General features: G+C 74.5%; 11 protein-coding genes. 3 read left to right on the top strand and 8 right to left on the bottom strand.

Annotation, left to right across the window (positions count from 1 at the left end):
• Positions 1-45: 45 nt before the first annotated feature.
• Together QSK03_RS10935 and QSK03_RS10930 are read left to right on the top strand one after the other, a co-directional pair.
• The gene (locus QSK03_RS10935; RefSeq protein WP_285651508.1) at positions 46-1092 is read left to right on the top strand and encodes an alpha/beta fold hydrolase; all 1047 of its coding nucleotides are present in this window, start codon (positions 46-48) and stop codon (positions 1090-1092) included.
• A 78-nt stretch (positions 1093-1170) separates the two neighbouring features.
• The gene (locus QSK03_RS10930; protein WP_285651505.1) at positions 1171-1830 is read left to right on the top strand and encodes a class I SAM-dependent methyltransferase; all 660 of its coding nucleotides are present in this window, start codon (positions 1171-1173) and stop codon (positions 1828-1830) included.
• 139 nt (positions 1831-1969) lie between these two features.
• Here QSK03_RS10930 and clpB read toward each other — a convergent pair whose 3' ends face one another.
• Entirely contained in the window at positions 1970-4561 is a 2592-nt protein-coding gene (gene clpB / locus QSK03_RS10925) for an ATP-dependent chaperone ClpB (RefSeq protein ID WP_285651502.1), read from the bottom strand.
• A 319-nt stretch (positions 4562-4880) separates the two neighbouring features.
• Between clpB and QSK03_RS10920 the strand changes: the two genes are divergently transcribed.
• Positions 4881-6296, top strand: coding sequence for an FAD-binding oxidoreductase (locus QSK03_RS10920; protein ID WP_285651500.1), 1416 nt, complete (start codon positions 4881-4883; stop codon positions 6294-6296).
• A gap of 72 nt (positions 6297-6368) precedes the next feature.
• Here the strand turns inward: QSK03_RS10920 and QSK03_RS10915 are convergent, their stop codons facing one another.
• From QSK03_RS10915 to QSK03_RS10885, 7 genes are all read right to left on the bottom strand, one after another.
• Positions 6369-6869, bottom strand: a complete 501-nt coding sequence (locus tag QSK03_RS10915) for a heat shock protein transcriptional repressor HspR (protein WP_285651498.1) — start codon at positions 6867-6869, stop codon at positions 6369-6371.
• Complete coding sequence (locus QSK03_RS10910; protein WP_285651496.1) at positions 6866-8134, bottom strand: DnaJ C-terminal domain-containing protein; 1269 nt, start codon at positions 8132-8134, stop codon at positions 6866-6868. The genes QSK03_RS10915 and QSK03_RS10910 overlap by 4 nt, the downstream gene beginning before the upstream one ends.
• A gap of 55 nt (positions 8135-8189) precedes the next feature.
• Positions 8190-8876, bottom strand: a complete 687-nt coding sequence (gene grpE, locus QSK03_RS10905; protein ID WP_285651493.1) for a nucleotide exchange factor GrpE — start codon at positions 8874-8876, stop codon at positions 8190-8192.
• 212 nt (positions 8877-9088) lie between these two features.
• Positions 9089-10951, bottom strand: a complete 1863-nt coding sequence (dnaK, locus tag QSK03_RS10900) for a molecular chaperone DnaK (RefSeq protein ID WP_285651491.1) — start codon at positions 10949-10951, stop codon at positions 9089-9091.
• Positions 10952-11150: 199 nt separating this feature from the next.
• Positions 11151-12158, bottom strand: coding sequence for a C40 family peptidase (locus QSK03_RS10895; RefSeq protein ID WP_502872157.1), 1008 nt, complete (start codon positions 12156-12158; stop codon positions 11151-11153).
• 73 nt (positions 12159-12231) lie between these two features.
• The gene (locus QSK03_RS10890; protein ID WP_285651486.1) at positions 12232-12804 is read right to left on the bottom strand and encodes a hypothetical protein; all 573 of its coding nucleotides are present in this window, start codon (positions 12802-12804) and stop codon (positions 12232-12234) included.
• Positions 12788-14728 (bottom strand): hypothetical protein, encoded by a 1941-nt coding sequence (locus QSK03_RS10885; RefSeq protein ID WP_285651483.1) that lies wholly within the window; start codon positions 14726-14728, stop codon positions 12788-12790. The genes QSK03_RS10890 and QSK03_RS10885 overlap by 17 nt, the downstream gene beginning before the upstream one ends.
• Between the last annotated feature and the right edge of the window lie 88 nt (positions 14729-14816).

Genomic DNA, 14816 nt, shown 5'->3' with positions numbered 1-14816 from the left:
TCGCTGCCGTCCCGCTGCCGGTGGCCGCGGGCCCATACTCGCTCCATGGGCTCGCCGGACGAGCCGACGCGCCAGACCATCCGGTTCGCGCGGTCGGAGGCACGCACGGTGGCGTGGGCCGCGGTCGGGACGGGCCCGCCGCTCGTGGTCGGCGGCTGGTGGATGGGCCACCTCGAGCTGAACTGGGCCGACCCGGGCTTCCGGGACTTCGTCACGGGGCTCGCCGCCCACCACACCGTGGTGCGCTACGACCGGCCGGGCGCGGGGCTCTCCCCCGGTCCTCCGGAGCGGTCCCTCGACGGCGAGGTCGCCGTGCTCGCCCAGGTCGTCGACGCGCTGGGCGGCGGTCTGGTGACGCTGCTCGGGGGGTCCGCGGCCGGTCCCGTGGCGGCGGCGCTGGCCGCGCGGCGCCCCGAGCTCGTCGAGCGCCTCCTGCTCTACGGCACCTACGCCGACGGCGCCCGGGTCGCGCCGCCCGCGGTGCGCGAGCAGCTCGTCGCCCTCGTCGGCGCCCACTGGGGCCTGGGCTCACGGGTGCTCGCCGACCTGTTCCTGCCCGGCGCGACCGCCGAGGAGCGCGACGAGTTCGCGCGCTACCAGCGGACCTCGGCGAGCGCCGACGCCGCGGCCGCCTCGCTCGCCGCCACCTACGCGTTCGACGTCCGGAGCGAGCTCGGGCGGATCACCGCGCCGACCCTGGTGGTGCACCGCCGCGACGACCGCGCCATCGCCTTCGACCTCGGCCGCGAGGTCGCCGCTGCGATCCCCGACGCGACCTTCGTCGCCCTCGAGGGTCACGACCACCTCCCCTGGCGCGGGGACGCGGCCGCGGTGCTGCGGTCGTTGTCGGACTTCCTCCCGGGATCGTCCGGGCCCGCGCCCGCGGCGACCCCGGCGAGCGTCCTGTCCGCGCGCGAGCTCGAGGTGCTGCGGCTGGTGGCCCAGGGCCTGGCGGATCGCGAGATCGCCCGCAGGCTGGACCTCAGCCCCCACACGGTGCACCGGCACCTGGCGAACATCCGCACCAAGCTGGGCCTGCCCTCCCGGGCGGCGGCCACCGCGTACGCCGCACGCCACCACCTGCTCGGGTAGTGGCCCGATCCGGCCACCCCCGGTGATGGCCGGGACGAGCGAAGCGCCCGACCCCGATCGCCGGGTGTGCTGAGGCCCATGACCAGCACCGATGTCCCCGACGTCCACGTCCCCACGCCGCACCCCGTCCGCGGGCCGCTCAACGCCGCGTTCTTCCGGCTCGTCGACGGCTACGGCCACCGCGTCCTCGGCGACCGCAAGGCCGCCCTGTTCACCGACCTCCCGCGCACCGTCGTGGAGCTGGGCGCGGGGACCGGCGCCAACCTGCGCCACTACCCCGCGGGCACGCGGGTGATCGCGATCGAGCCGAACCCGGCGATGCACGCCCCGCTGCGAGCGGCGGCCGCCCGCCACCACGTGGACCTGGAGATCCGGGCGACCGTCGCCGAGGACACCGGTCTCGCCGACGCGAGCGTCGACGCGGTGGTCAGCACGCTCGTGCTGTGCACCGTCGCCGACCCGGCCGCAGCGATCGCCGAGGCGCGGCGCATCCTGCGGTCGGGCGGGCGCCTGATCGTCCTCGAGCACGTCGCCGCCCCGGAGGGCAGCGCCGTCGCCCGGCTCCAGCGGACCCTGCAGTCCGGGTGGCGGTGGGCGTTCGAGGGCTGCGAGCTGCAGCGCTACACCGGTGAGCTGCTCGCCGGCGCCGGGTTCGCCGAGGTCGACCTCGAGCGCTTCCGCGCCGGCTGGATCTTCCTGCCGGTCGACCACCTCGTCGCAGGCACCCTGCACCGCTGACTCGGCGGATCGGGGCACATCCTCGCGGGGGCGTGAACGAACGAAGGGCGCTCTCGCTGCTTCCGTAGCAGCGAGAGCGCCGTTCGTTCACCACTCCCGCACGCATCCGGTCGCGCCGGCTGCTGCAGGTGCGCCAGGGTCAGGCGGCGCGGGAGACCACGAGGCCGCCGGTGCCGTGGTCGGCGGACTCGTCGAGGTCGACCTGGACCGTGTCGCCCTCGCGCACCTCGCCGGCCAGCAGAGCCTTGGCCAGCTGGTCGCCGATGGCCGACTGCACCAGCCGGCGCAAGGGCCGCGCACCGAAGATCGGGTCGAAGCCCTGCAGCGCGAGCCACTCGCGGGCGGCCTCGCTGACGGCGAGCGTCAGGCGGCGGGCCGCCAGGCGGGCGCCGAGCCGCTCGAGCTGGATGTCGACGATCGACGTCAGCTCCTCGGTCGACAGCGCGTGGAAGACCACGACGTCGTCGAGCCGGTTGAGGAACTCCGGCTTGAACGAGCGCCGCACGACCTCCATGACCTTCTCCCGGCGGCCCTCGTCGTCGAGCGAGGTGTCGACGAGCGCGGCGGAGCCGAGGTTCGAGGTCAGCACGAGGATCGTGTTGCGGAAGTCGACGGTGCGGCCCTGGCCGTCGGTCAGTCGCCCGTCGTCGAGGACCTGCAGCAGCACGTCGAAGACGTCCGGGTGGGCCTTCTCCACCTCGTCGAGCAGCACCACCGAGTACGGGCGGCGCCGGACGGCCTCGGTGAGCTGGCCGCCCTGGTCGTAGCCGACGTACCCGGGCGGCGCGCCGACGAGGCGGGCCACCGAGTGCTTCTCGCCGTACTCGCTCATGTCGATGCGGATCATCGCCCGCTCGTCGTCGAACAGGAACGCGGCCAGCGCCTTGGCCAGCTCGGTCTTGCCGACGCCGGTGGGCCCGAGGAACAGGAACGAGCCGGTGGGACGGTCCTCCTCGGAGATCCCGGCGCGGGCGCGGCGCACGGCGTCGGACACCGCGCGGACCGCCTCGGCCTGGCCGACGACGCGGTGGCCGAGCTCGTCCTCCATGCGCAGGAGCTTCGCCGTCTCGCCCTCGAGCAGGCGGCCGGCGGGGATGCCGGTCCAGGCCGAGACGACGTCCGCGACGTCGTCGGGGCCGACCTCCTCCTTGAGCATCTCGGGCACGACGGCGGCGGCGTCGGCGGCCTCGAGCTCCTTCTCGAGCGCGGGGATGCGCCCGTGGATCAGCTCCGCGGCGCGGCCGAGGTCGCCGTCGCGGGTGGCGCGCTCGGCCTCGCCGCGCAGCGTCTCGAGCTGCTCCTTGAGCCCGCGGCTGGCGTCGATCGAGTCCTTCTCGCCCTGCCACCGCGCGGTGAGCGCGTCGAGCTCCTCGCGGCGCTCGGCGAGCTCGGCGCGCAGCGCGCGCAGGCGCTCGGCCGAGGCGGCGTCGGACTCCTTCTCCAGCGCCATCTCCTCGATCTCGAGGCGGCGCACGGCCCGCTCGACCTCGTCGATCTCGACGGGCCGCGAGTCGATCTCCATGCGCAGCCGCGAGCTGGCCTCGTCGACGAGGTCGATGGCCTTGTCGGGCAGGAAGCGCGCGGTGATGTAGCGGTCCGACAGCGTGGCGGCGGCGACGAGGGCGGCGTCGGTGATCCGCACGCCGTGGTGCACCTCGTAGCGCTCCTTGAGCCCGCGCAGGATGCCGACGGTGTCGTCGACCGTGGGCTCGCCGACCAGCACCTGCTGGAAGCGGCGCTCCAGCGCCGGGTCGGACTCGATGTGCTGGCGGTACTCGTCGAGCGTCGTCGCGCCGACCATGCGCAGCTCGCCGCGCGCGAGCATCGGCTTGATCATGTTGCCGGCGTCCATCGCGGACTCGCCGGTCGCGCCGGCGCCGACGATGGTGTGCAGCTCGTCGATGAAGGTGATGACCTGTCCCGCGGAGTCGGTGATCTCCTGCAGGACGGCCTTGAGCCGCTCCTCGAACTCGCCGCGGTACTTCGCGCCCGCGACCATCGAGCCGAGGTCGAGCGAGACGACGCGCTTGCCGCGCAGCGACTCCGGGACGTCGCCGGCGACGATGCGCTGGGCGAGGCCCTCGACGATCGCGGTCTTGCCGACGCCGGGCTCGCCGATGAGCACGGGGTTGTTCTTGGTGCGCCGGGACAGGACCTGGACGACGCGGCGGATCTCGGCGTCGCGGCCGACCACCGGGTCGAGGTCGCCGGAGCGGGCCCGCTCGGTGAGGTCCTGGCCGTACTTCTCCAGCGCCTGGAAGGTGCCCTCCGGGTCGGCGGACTTCACGCGCCCCGAGCCGCGCACCTTGGTGAACGCCTCCTTGAGCGCCTCGGGCGTCGCGCCGTGGCGGGTGAGCACCTCGGCGGTGCGTCCGCCGGCCGCGGCCAGCCCGACGAGCAGGTGCTCGGTGGAGACGTACTCGTCGCCCATGTCGGCGGCGAGCTGCTGGGCGTGCTGCAGGACGCGGGCCATCTCGCGGTCGAACTGCGGCGCCGCGACGCTGGAGCCGCTGGCGCTCGGTAGGCCCGTGAGGACCTTGCCGACGTCCGAACGGACGGCCGACGGGTCCGCCCCGACCGCGCGCAGCAACGGCTCGGTCAGCCCGTCGGTCTGATCGAGCAGCGCGGCCGCGAGGTGGGCCGGCGAGACCTGCGGATGGCCGTCGACGGTCGCCGCGCGGACGGCGTTCGACACCGCCTGCTGGGTGCGGGTGGTGGGGCTGAAGTCCATCGATCCTCCTGGGGCGCGGGCGGGCGGCCCACCCTCCGCCCTGTTCTTGAGTCTACTTGGCTCAACTCTGGGTGTGCGGCGTTTCTTCCCGAATCACCGGATTCCCGACCGGTCACCCACAGCAACGACGACGAGCGGCACCGGATCGAGTCGTCGTCGCTGCTCACGGTGGTCGCGAGCACCGTCCGGCGCACCTGGTGGCCCGGACGACGCGGGGGCGTTGGGGACCCTGCGTGACGATCCCGCACGGGCTGTCATAGTGGGCCGCTCACGCGGGTACTTCGTGCCCGCGGCGGGGGGCCGGGGAGGAGCGACCAGGATGTCGGCGGAGCCGCTGTCGGGAGGCGGCCCGGAGGACCCGGGCCCGGGGCAGCCTGCGCCGGCGGCCGGTAAGCCCGCGCGCCGTCTCGCCGCCGTGCGCACGGTGCCGCCGCCGCCGACCACACCCATCGTCGTCCCCGGCCGGCACGCCGCCGCGGAGGACGGGAAGCGCCCGGACGAGAGCGCCGCGGCGCCCGAGCCCGCCGCACCCCCGGAGAGCGCCGCACCTCCGGAGCCCGTCGCACCCCCGGAGCCCGCTCCGGCACCGAGCCCGGCCCCGGCCCCGGCCTCCGTGTTCGAGACCCCCGAGGCGCAGGCCGCCCGCCGGGTGCGGGAGACGTGGGCCGACGTCGAGCCGCAGGTCGACGAGCTCGCCGAGTGGTTCGCCGCGCTGCTGTTCAGCCTGGCGCCCGCCGTGCGGAGCCTGTTCCCCGCGCGCATCACCGAGCCCGCCCGGCGGCTGCTGCGCTCGCTGGTGCTGCCGATGACGACCGTCGACCGGCCCGACCAGCTGCGCACGGTGCTCGAGCCGCTGGTGCGCGAGCACCGCGCGCTGGGGCTGCACGCCGAGCAGTACGAGGCGCTCGGCGTCGCGATGATCGGGGCGATGCGCCGCTTCGCGCCCGCGTGGGACGAGGGCACCGAGCACGCCTGGGTGCGCGCGTTCTCGCTGGCGGCGGGCCCGATGGAGCACGCCGTGCGCGCCGCCGCCGACCCCGCGGTCGCCGAGGGCACGGTGGTGTCGCATCGCCGGCTGAGCTGGGACCTGGCCGTGCTGCACGTCGCGCCGGACACCCCGGTGCCGCACCGCGCCGGCCAGTACCTCACCGTCGAGATCCCCCAGCGGCCCCGGATGTGGCGGCCGCTGAGCCCGGCGACCGCCCCGCGTCCCGACGGTCTGCTGGAGTTCCACGTCCGCGCCGTCGAGGGCGGCTGGGTGAGCCGGGCGATGGTGGCGCACGCGTCGGCGGGCGACCGGTGGCGCCTCGGGCCCGCCTCCGGGCGGCTCGGGCTCGACCCGCGCAGCACCGCGCCGGTGCTCATGGTCGCCGGCGGCACCGGAGGGGCGCCCGTGCTGGCGCTGTGCGAGGACCTGGCCCGCTGGACGCGACCGCGCCCGTGCACGGTGTTCCTGGGCGGGCGGGTCGCCGAGGACCTCACGGTGCTCGACCGCCTGCGCGTGCTAGCCGACCGGCACCCGTGGCTCGAGCTGGCCGTGACGTGCGAGGACGACCCGCTCGACGAGCACACGCTGCCCGGCACGCTGCCGGACGCGGTGGTGCGCAGCGGCGACTGGTCGCAGCACGACGTGCTGCTCTCGGGCTCACCGGCCATGATCCGCGCCTCGGCGCAGGCGCTGCTGATCGACGGCGTGCCGCTGGATCGCATCCACTACGACCCCTTCGCCCACTAGCCGCTCCAAGGAGATGCGGCCGTCAGCGCTCATGCCTCGCACTGCCGACCGACCTCCGTCGCGCTCCGATGGTTACTCCCGTGGTCGGGGCCCCGGCTGCCACACGACGACCGACTGGGTGCGTCGCGCCGGCAGACGGTCGCCGCGGGAGGGATTCTCCGCGTTCGCGGCCGCCTGCTCGGCCGCGGCGCGCCAGCGGGCGAGCTCTTCGGTGACCTCGCGGAGCCGGTCGGTCAGGGCGCCGACCTCGCGCTCGAGCTCGATGATCCGCTTGATGCCGGCGAGGTTGACCCCGTCGGACTGCGAGAGCCGCTGGACCTCGCGGAGCACGGCGATGTCGCGCACCGAGTAGCGCCGCCCGCCGCCGCTCGCGCGGCCCGGGGTGACGAGGCCGATGCGGTCGTAGCTGCGCAGGGTCTGCGCGTGCATGCCGGCGATCTGGGCGGCCACGGAGATCACGAAGACGGGCGTGTCCTCGTCGGCCCACGCCGGCAGGGAGGGGATGGAGGCGGACGCGGCGCCGAGCGGGGACGGCCAGGGCCCCCGTTCGCCGCCTGCACCGCGCCCGGTCATGACGCCGTCTCCCTCCGTGCGGCGGCCTCGGCGCGCCGGGTGAGGTCGGCGCGCGGGTCATGGTCGGAGGTGGCGGCGACGTAGGCGTCGAGCGCCTCGCGGGCGGCCGAGCTCAGCCGCTGCGGCACGGAGAGCTCGACGGTGACGAGCAGGTCGCCGGTGCGCCCGTCCTTGCGGTGCACCCCGCGCCCGCGGACCCGCAGCGTGCGGCCGCTCTGGCTGCCGGCGGGGACCTTGAGCGAGACCTTGCCGTCCATGGTCGGGACGGTGATCGTCGTGCCGTCGACGAGCTCGGGGAACGTCACCGGCACGGTGAGCGTCAGATCGTCGGCGTTGCGCTCCGAGCGACCGAAGAGGTCGTCGGCGTTGACGTGGACGACGACGAACAGGTCGCCGGCGGGACCGCCGCGACTGCCGGGCTGACCCTGGCCGGCGAGGCGGATGCGCTGGCCGTCGTCGACGCCCGGCGGGATGCGCACGGTGAGCGTGCGCGAGCGGGTGCTCACGCCGTCGCCGCCGCACTCGGGGCAGGGATCGTCGACGATCGAGCCGGTGCCCGAGCAGTCGCGGCACGGCTCGCTGAAGGCGAAGGCGCCCTGGCTGCGCGACACGACGCCGGCGCCGCCGCAGGTCAGACACGTGCGGGGGCTGGTGCCGGGCTTGGCGCCGTTGCCGCCGCACGTGTTGCAGCGCGCCGGGGACGCGAGGCGCAGCGGCAGGGTGGTGCCGCCGACCGCCTCGGCGAAGTCGATCCGCACGTCGGTCTCGACGTCGGCCCCGCGCTGCTCGCGCGGTCGGGTGCCGGCCGTGCCCGGGGTCGGGCCGGTCGTGGTGCCGGCACCGCCGACACCGCCCCCGAACAGCCCGCCGAGCAGGTCGCCGAGCCCGCCGGCGCCCTGGGCGCCGCCGCCGCGACCACCGAAGAGGTCGCCGACGTCGAAGCCGCCGGAGAAGCCGGTGCCACCGGCCCCGGCCCCGGCGCCCGCGCCGGCACCCCGGCCGCCGCCGAAACCGCCGAAGCGGCCGCCGGCGAACAGCGTGCGCGCCTCGTCGTACTGTTGGCGCTTCTCGGTGTCGGAGAGCACGCCGTACGCCTCGCCGGCGGCCTTGAAGCGGGCCTCGGCCTTGGCGTCGCCGGGCTTGGCGTCCGGGTGGTTCTCCCGGGCGATCTTGCGGTAGGCCTTCTTGATGTCGTCCGCGGAGGCGTCCTTCGCCACGCCCAGCTCGCGGTAGTAGTCCTTCTCGACCCAGTCACGGGCGCTCATGGCGGGACTGCTCCTTCCGCGGTGTGGGGGGTGGGGTGGTGTTCAGGACGCCCTGTCAGGAGGTGCCGGCGTCGGCCGGCTGGGAGGTGGTGTCCGCCGGGGCGGACCCGTCGGAGTCGGTGACCCCGACCATCGCGGCGCGCAGCACGCGGTCGCCGAAGCGGTAGCCCCGACGCATGACGGTGGTGACCGTCGGGCCCGACACCTCGGACGAGGTCTCGTGGGCCACGGCCTCGTGCACCGACGGGTCGAAGGCGTCGCCCTCGGCACCGAACGGCGTGAGGCCCGCGCGCTGGAGCGTCTCCGTGAGACGGTCGGCGACGAGCTTGAACGGGCCGGTCAGGTCGCCGTGGCTCGCGGCGCGCTCGACGTCGTCGAGCACCGTGAGCAGCTCGCCGGCCACGGAGGCCTTGGCCGCCGCGACCGTCGACTCCTTCTCGCGCTCGGTGCGCCGCCGGAAGTTGGTGAACTCCGCCGACACGCGCTGCAGGTCGGCGGTGCGCTCGGCGAGCTCGGAGCGCACGCGCTCGAGCTCCGGGTCGGCGGCCGCACCGTCGGTTCCGGCCTGGCCGGCCCCGCCGCCCTCGGACAGCCCCGCGGCTGATGCCGCGGCGGCGAACTCCGCCGCGCGGGCCTCGCCGGCGATGGTGTGGGCGCCCTCGGGCGCGGCGGTCTCGCCACCGTCGGTGGCGCCGTCCGGCTGGGCCGTGCCGGCCGGAGCGTCCTGACCGGAGGTGGGCACCCCGCCGACGCTCGAGTCGGTGCTCGAGTCGGGAGAGTGTTGCCCGACGACCGGATCCTGCACTGTGACCTCCTCGGGAGGACCCGGCGCCTGGCGCCGGGACGGTGTGGCCTGGGGGAACCGCGAGCGGAGGGGCCGCCGGTCGGGATGAGACGGAGTCGAGCTCCGCTTCGCTTCGTCTCCTCGATGCCGGCGGCCCCACCCGAGGCGCGTCAGTCCTTCTTGTCGTCGTCGACGATCTCGGCGTCGACGACGTCGTCGGCCTGGTCGTCCGCACCGCCCGCGGCAGCGCCACCGGCCGCGCCGGCCGCGCCGGCACCACCCTCGGACTGCTGCTGGGCGTACAGCGCCTGGCCGAGCTCCTGGGACTCGGTGGCGACCTTCTCCGAGGCGGCCTTGATCTCCTCGGTGTTGTCCTCACCCTGGAGCGCGGTCTTCAGCTCGGCGACCGAGCCCTGGACCTTCTCCTTGACGTCCGACGGGAGCTTCTCGTCGTTGTCGGTGATGAACTTCTCGGTCTGGTAGACCAGGGTCTCGGCCTGGTTGCGGACCTCCGCCGCCTCGCGGCGCTTGCGGTCCTCGTCGGCGTGGGCCTCGGCGTCGGCGACCATGCGGTCGATCTCGTCCTTGGACAGGGCCGAGCCGCCGGTGATGGTCATCTGCTGGGACTTGCCGGTGCCCTTGTCGACCGCCGAGACGTTGACGATGCCGTTGGCGTCGATGTCGAAGCTGACCTCGATCTGCGGCACGCCCTGCGGGGCGGGCGGCAGGTCGGTGAGCTCGAACATGCCGAGCTTCTTGTTGTAGGCCGCGATCTCACGCTCGCCCTGGAAGACCTGGATCTGCACGGACGGCTGGTTGTTCTCCGCCGTCGTGAAGACCTCGGACTTCTTGGTCGGGATCGTCGTGTTCTTCTCGATCAGCCGCGTCATCACGCCGCCCTTGGTCTCGATGCCAAGGGAGAGCGGGGTGACGTCGAGCAGCAGGACGTCCTTGACGTCGCCGCGCAGCACACCGGCCTGCAGGGTGGCGCCGACCGCCACGACCTCGTCCGGGTTGACGCCCTTGTTGGGCTCCTTGCCGCCGGTGAGCTCCTTAACCAGGTCGTGCACCGCGGGCATGCGGGTCGAGCCGCCCACCAGCACCACGTGGTTGATCTGGCCGACGGAGATGCTGGCGTCCTTGATCACCTGGTTGAAGGGCTTGCGGCACCGGTCGAGCAGGTCGGAGGTGATCCGCTGGAACTCGGCACGCGAGAGCGTCTCGTCGAGGAACAGCGGGTTCTTCTCGGCGTCGACGGTGATGTAGGGGAGGTTGATCCCGGCGCTGGACGAGCTGGAGAGCTCGATCTTCGCCTTCTCGGCCGCCTCACGCAGGCGCTGCATCGCCATCTTGTCCTTGGACAGGTCGATGCCCTGCGAGCCCTTGAACTTCTCGACGAGCCAATTGATGATCCGCTCGTCCCAGTCGTCGCCGCCGAGGTTGTTGTCGCCGTTGGTGGCCTTGACCTCGACCACGCCGTCGCCGATCTCGAGCAGGGACACGTCGAACGTGCCGCCACCGAGGTCGAAGACCAGGATGGTCTGCTCGTGCTCGCCCTTCTCGAGGCCGTACGCGAGGGCGGCCGCCGTGGGCTCGTTCACGATGCGCAGGACGTTGAGGCCCGCGATCTGGCCGGCCTCCTTGGTGGCCTGCCGCTGGGCGTCCTCGAAGTAGGCCGGGACGGTGATCACCGCGTCGGTGACGTCCTCGCCCAGGTACGCCTCGGCGTCCCGCTTCAGCTTCTGCAGCGTGCGGGCGCTGATCTCCTGCGCGCTGTACTTCTTGTCGTCGATCTCGACGGACCAGTCGGTGCCCATGTGCCGCTTGACCGACCGGATCGTGCGATCCACGTTGGTCACCGCCTGGTTCTTGGCCGACTGGCCGACCAGGACGTCGCCGTTCCGGGCGAACGCGACCACCGAGGGGGTGGTGCGGCTGCCTTCGGAGTTCGCGATGACCGTCGGCTCGCCGCCCTCCAGGACGGCGACCACGGAGTTGGTCGTGCCGAGGTCGATGCCGACCGCTCGCGCCATGCTCGTGTCTCCTCTCGAGACCCGTGGGATCCGGGTGTTCCGTTGAGTGCTCTGCGCTCAAGTATTGGCCCACGGAGCGGTGTCCGCAAACCAGACCTGAGCCGCCTGCGCTCAAGTGTGTCATCCCGACCAACGGAGCATGACACGAGGTTGTTCCCGGGCGGCTCAACTTCGCCGAAGACGCCGATCCGGCCCCTGGTCAGGCCCGGTCCGACCCCGTCCCGGGGCGGGTCGCGAGCGGCAGCAACTGGCCCTCGTCCCAGCTCACGGCCCGGGTCCCGAGCGGCACCCCGGTCTGCTGGGCCTCCATCATCTGCCCGTTCCCGAGGTACATGGCCACGTGGTGGATGGTGTCCGGGTCGGACCTGTCGTACGCCCAGAACAACAGATCCCCGGGCTGCGCCTGGTCGACGGGGACGTGGGCGCCGGCGTGGTACTGGTCACGCGAGACGCGGGGCAGCACGATCCCGGCGCGCTCGTAGGCCCGCAGCATCAGCCCCGAGCAGTCGTAGCTGCTCGGCCCCGTCGCCCCCCACACGTAGGGCTTGCCGGTCTCCGCGGTCGCGAACTCGATCGCCGTGCGCGCGACGCCGGGCGGCAACGCGGCCGCTGGACCCGGTCCCGCGTCCGCCGCGGGCTGGCACTCCTGGATGGCGCCGGTGATCCCGGCGAGGTCGGTGACCAGGCTGTTGGCGAGCGTCTCCCACTTGGCGTAGGCGTTGGGGAACGCCGAGCGCTGCACGATCTGGGCGGCCTGCGTGACCGGCATCGTGTCCCAGCCGGGCACCGCGAGCAGGCGCTCGAGGAAGGTCCGGGTGGCGTACACGGGGTCGCGCACCTGCTCGGGACTCCCCCAGCCCTGGCTCGGGCGCTGCTGGAACACCCCGAGCGAGTCGTGGTCGACCGCGATGTCCATGCCGACCGTGCCCATCTGGGACTCCTGCATCGCCGTGGCCAGCGCGACGACCCAGCCGCGCGGCGGCACGGCCATGCCCTTGGCCACCCCGATGATCGTCGACGCGGTCTGGCGCTGGACGGCGTCGAGCTCGGCCGAGGTCTGCGGCGCGCTCCCCGACGGCGCCCCGGTGCCGGCCTCGCAGCGCCCGGCGCCGGCGTCCTCCCCGCCGCCGGGGACGAACTGGCCGACGACGAGCAGGCCCGCGGCCAGCACGACGACCAGGAAGCCCGCGAGCGCCGCCACCGGCAGCAGCAGGCGCAGGATCCGGAAGCCGGGCGGCAGCCGGGGCGGGGTGATCACCGTGACATCCCTGGGCCGCCCCTCAGGACGCCCGGTCGTAGCCGGAGACGCGCCAGTCACCCGGCCCGACCTGCACCAGGAGCAGCTCCAGGCGCACGGCGTCGGTGGGCACCTGCACGCGCACGGCCTCGGGCCGGACCTCGACCGCCTGCGGCGGCCCGGTGACACGCGAACCGGGGACGTTCGACGGATCGACCGACGCGAGCACCGCGAGGTACTCGTCGGTCGTGTACGGCGCGAGCCCGGCACTCCACTGGGCCGGGGTCGTCCCGGGCGGGTGCGTGGCCCACGCCTGTGTCCAGCGCTGCGCGACCGCGAGCGCGACCGGGGGCGCCTGGTCGAGGGGCAGCGTGCGGGGGCTGAGCTCGGTGACCTGCGGGGCGGCCGGCGCGGTGGCGGGCGCCGGGCCCGGCGCCGGCCCGAGCGCCCGCCCGGACCCGGCACTCCCGCCGGAGCCGCCGGCGAGGGCCGAGATCCCGATCGCGACGGCGGCGAGCACGACCAGCACGCCGATCAGGCGCGCCGGGGAGTGCAGCGGCCACTCCCACAGCGCGCGATAGGCCGCCGCGCGCCCGCGCCTAGTCCGGATCGGCACGCGGGCCTCCCTCGGCGGGCCGCGGGGCGCTCGTCCGCGTCGACCGGCGCGAGGACCCGGCGCCGACCGGGCGGCTGGGGCGGTAGATGCGGTAGACCGGCGCGCCGTCGACCAGCTCGGCCTGCACCGGACGCTGCGGACCGCCGGCGTCCCCGGTGCGCGCCGCCACGCTGCGGTAGAGGCTGCGGTCGGCGTCGCTGACCGCGGCGCGGGCCGGGGTGGAGTCGCGGTCCCCGCGGGGCGTGCCACCCGGGACCGCGGTCGTCCCGGTGGTCGCGGCACCCGCCGGCAACGCCCGCTGGGCGGCCCGGCGCGAGGCCAGGGCGGCCGCCGGGTCCGCGTCGTGGGCGGTGGCGCCGCCCGCGCCGACCCGTTCGCTGTCCACCCGCATCGGGCCGGCCACGGTGGCCACTTCCGCGGTCGCGGGGTCGGCGCGCGGGGGACCGGTGCTCTCCGGACGCCACCCATCGCCCGCGGTGGCCGCGCCCCGGCGCTCGGACCACCAGTCGTCCTGGCGCTGCGGCGATCGCGGCAGGAACCGCGAGAGCGCCCCGGAGCCCGCGGGCGGCAGGAAGCCGCTCATCTGGTCGCGGGTCAGCGTGACCATCGCCGAGAGCCGCCGGAACGGGCGCGCGAGCGCCCACAGCACGATGGTGACGACGCCCGTGACCAGCAGCCCCAACCAGGTGTCGACGCCGGACCCGGGGCGGAACAGGGCGATCACCATCAGCGAGTGCAGCCCCGCCATCGCCCCCACGAGCAGGGTGTTGACCAGCGCCGCGCCCCCGATCCGCAGGGTCGCGGGCAGCACCTCGGGCTTGAGCAGGGCGAGCACGGCGAGCGCCGGGGCGATCATCACGAGCAATCGGATGATCAGCATCGAGACGAGGATGAGCAGCTTGCTCATCAGCTGGAACAGCCCGATGCAGACGGCCTGGATCAGCGCCAGCATCCCGGCGCCCGTGCGCGAGCCCTGCCGGCCCTGGAAGTAGCTGTAGCGGTCACCCGCGCGGTCGGCGACGGCCGTGTACTGCTGTTTCTTCGCGTCGGCCGTGGCCTGCGTGTCCTGGCCGCTCGCGATCTCCTGCTTGGTGAACGTCTGCGCCCGCAGCAGCTCCCGGCCCATGTCGCGCGCCTGCGGCACGTCCGCGGCGCCGAACTCGCCGCGCAGCCAGTTGTTGTAGACGATCTGATCGGTCAGCACCGTCGGCAGGGTGTTCGCGTCGCCCACTCCAACCTGCGACAGGAAGCCGCGCTGCATGGCGGTCACGCCGTCGAGCAGGACGCCGTCGAGCATGCTCGACCAGCGCACCGGCGCGGCGTAGGCCGCCGCCGCGATCGCCAGCGCGATCACCGCGATGCCCGCGCGCTGGGCCTGGCGCGAGAGGTCGCCGCGCATCGCCAGGACCAGCAGGATCGCCGCGAGCACGATGAGCGCGAGCCCGACCCACGTCGTGAACACCGCGCCGTACATCGCCTGCGTCCCGGCCTGGACCACGCCGTCGAGCGGCTGGAGCAGCCCCGAGCCGCGCTCGATGAGGTAGTGCGACCAGTTGACGCCGCCGACGACGAGCTTGGCGAGGTTGAAGAACTGGTTGCCCAGCCACGTGTCGGTGGCCGCCGCGGGGTCGCGGGCGGCGCCCGGGCCGCAGCCGAGGTCGTAGGTCCACCAGATCTGCCCGGCGTACCCGACCTCGTCGTAGACGCTGCCCGGCGCTCCCACCCCCAGCGGCGCGGGGTCGAGCGAGCCCACGAGCCCGGTGCCCGGCCGGTCGGGGTCGGGCGCCGCCTTGCAGTCCAGCGGCGCCGCCGACGCGGGCAGCGCGAACAGCACGAGCCCGGTGAGCAGCGACGTGACGAGCACCGCGGCGCGCCGCCGCCCCCGCGTCCGGGTCCGGGTCGTCTGCTCGCGGTCCCTACGCACACGGGGTGTGCGAGCAATGCGGCTTTGCTGGCGTCTGAAGCCAGGATCGCCACATGCTCGCTCGCGCGACACGCCGAGAAACCTGGAG

Source organism: Actinomycetospora sp. NBRC 106375 (assembly GCF_030269665.1).
In the GTDB taxonomy this organism is placed as follows: Bacteria; Actinomycetota; Actinomycetes; order Mycobacteriales; family Pseudonocardiaceae; genus Actinomycetospora.
Note: the sequence above shows the minus strand (reverse complement) of the source record. Positions and strands in the feature narration are given on the sequence as shown.

Excerpts from the sequence above, each read along its gene's own strand:
- QSK03_RS10915 (WP_285651498.1), bottom strand. The coding sequence starts at position 6,869 with ATGACCGGGCGCGGTGCAGGCGGCGAACGGGGGCCCTGGCCGTCCCCG.
- QSK03_RS10910 (WP_285651496.1), bottom strand. The coding sequence starts at position 8,134 with ATGAGCGCCCGTGACTGGGTCGAGAAGGACTACTACCGCGAGCTGGGC.
- QSK03_RS10920 (WP_285651500.1), top strand. The coding sequence starts at position 4,881 with ATGTCGGCGGAGCCGCTGTCGGGAGGCGGCCCGGAGGACCCGGGCCCG.
- QSK03_RS10930 (WP_285651505.1), top strand. The coding sequence starts at position 1,171 with ATGACCAGCACCGATGTCCCCGACGTCCACGTCCCCACGCCGCACCCC.
- QSK03_RS10935 (WP_285651508.1), top strand. The coding sequence starts at position 46 with ATGGGCTCGCCGGACGAGCCGACGCGCCAGACCATCCGGTTCGCGCGG.
- clpB (WP_285651502.1), bottom strand. The coding sequence starts at position 4,561 with ATGGACTTCAGCCCCACCACCCGCACCCAGCAGGCGGTGTCGAACGCC.
- dnaK (WP_285651491.1), bottom strand. The coding sequence starts at position 10,951 with ATGGCGCGAGCGGTCGGCATCGACCTCGGCACGACCAACTCCGTGGTC.